The following is a 1,281-nucleotide window of genomic DNA, read 5'->3' as shown; positions in this document are numbered from 1 at the left end:
GACAGCCTAATTGCGCCCGCAACCAACTGAGCGCCCACCCTATCGAACAAAGCCGATAGAATCTCCCTCGCTTCTATTGCCACGCCCGACGAAGACGCCCCGTCGAATCAATATATTCCGCTTCCCGATGCTGCTCAGCGACTCGTTCGCTGCGCCCGAGCGCCGGCAAGTGGTCAACAGATGCCATACGCAGCGCGATAAGCCGCGCCTCCAACTCCTCCAAAGATTGACGCTCGTCTTCACGATTCAATTTCTCAATCTCTTCAGACAGCCTGTCGAGGCGCTTCATTGCCTCACGCTCAACGAATTCGCGAGCCTTCGCTTCCGCCTCCCGTCTGGCCGCCTCTTCGGCTCGGTCTCGGGCGATCTTCTCCGCTGCCTCCTTGGCCTTGTCTTCCGCCCGCCGCTTAGCCTCCTCTTCGGCTCGTGCCCGAGCGACCTTCTCCGCTTCCTCCCTGGCCCTGTCTTCCGCCCGCAACCTAGCCTCCTCTGCGGCTCGGATTTGCGCGTCCTTTCTAGCCTCTTCGGTCGCCTTGGCTTGCGCCGCTTTCATTGCTTCCTCCGCAACTTTCTCGCGCGCCTCTTCTCGAGCCTTTTCCTTCGCCTTCTCTTCTGCCACACGGACCATCGTGTCGCGCACGGCGCCTTCAACGCGCCCCGGTACTATTTCGTGTATTGCGCTCTCTACCCCATTGCCAGGGGCCGCTTCAAGCGCCCACCCAGGCTGTTCCGCCAACGCACGGGCATTCGCCTTAACCTGTGCCAAGTAATTTTTGATCGACGGTTCGGATGCTAGTTCAGCGAAAATCGACTGACTCAGTTTAAGTGGTTCAATTTGCTCGCGATCGGACAGTCCCGCCTGCGTCATGGCTTTCTGCCACTCTTGCTGAACAATTTGAAAGACAGCCCAGCTTAGCTGTCCTTCGGCCTTTTCAATCTCCGCCTTGACGTACGTGTCGTGTGCACGTTCGATTGCCGCCTGCTCCCGCCGCTGCAATACCTTGGACGTTAACGCCGACGCCAACCGGCCAGCCGCCTCAGCGGCTTTCGGAAGCGCTGGACGGACTTCTGGACTCGAGTCAAGTGCCACCTTGACAGCGCGGAGATACTTCATCACGCGGGTGTCCGACAACCCGGCGTCCTTAATTTCCTTTCCAGTAGGGATCAAGGCAGACCGATTCAGATCTCGCGCCAGCAAGCGACTCCCCGCATGATCCTCCATCCACTTCTTGTCGCCCTCGTTGAACAGACGCCCGTAAAATTCCTCGTCATATTTGTCAT

Annotated in this window: 1 pseudogene; it reads right to left on the bottom strand. The window is 58.6% G+C overall.

Going from position 1 to position 1,281, the window contains the following annotated elements:
• Positions 1-73 precede the first annotated feature (73 nt).
• A pseudogene (locus tag CFB82_RS43680) lies at positions 74-1,281 on the bottom strand (hypothetical protein); the annotation flags it as partial.

Origin of the sequence: Burkholderia sp. HI2714 (assembly GCF_002223085.1) — a bacterium.
GTDB lineage: Bacteria > Pseudomonadota > Gammaproteobacteria > Burkholderiales > Burkholderiaceae > Burkholderia > Burkholderia lata_D.
Note: the sequence above shows the minus strand (reverse complement) of the source record. Positions and strands in the feature narration are given on the sequence as shown.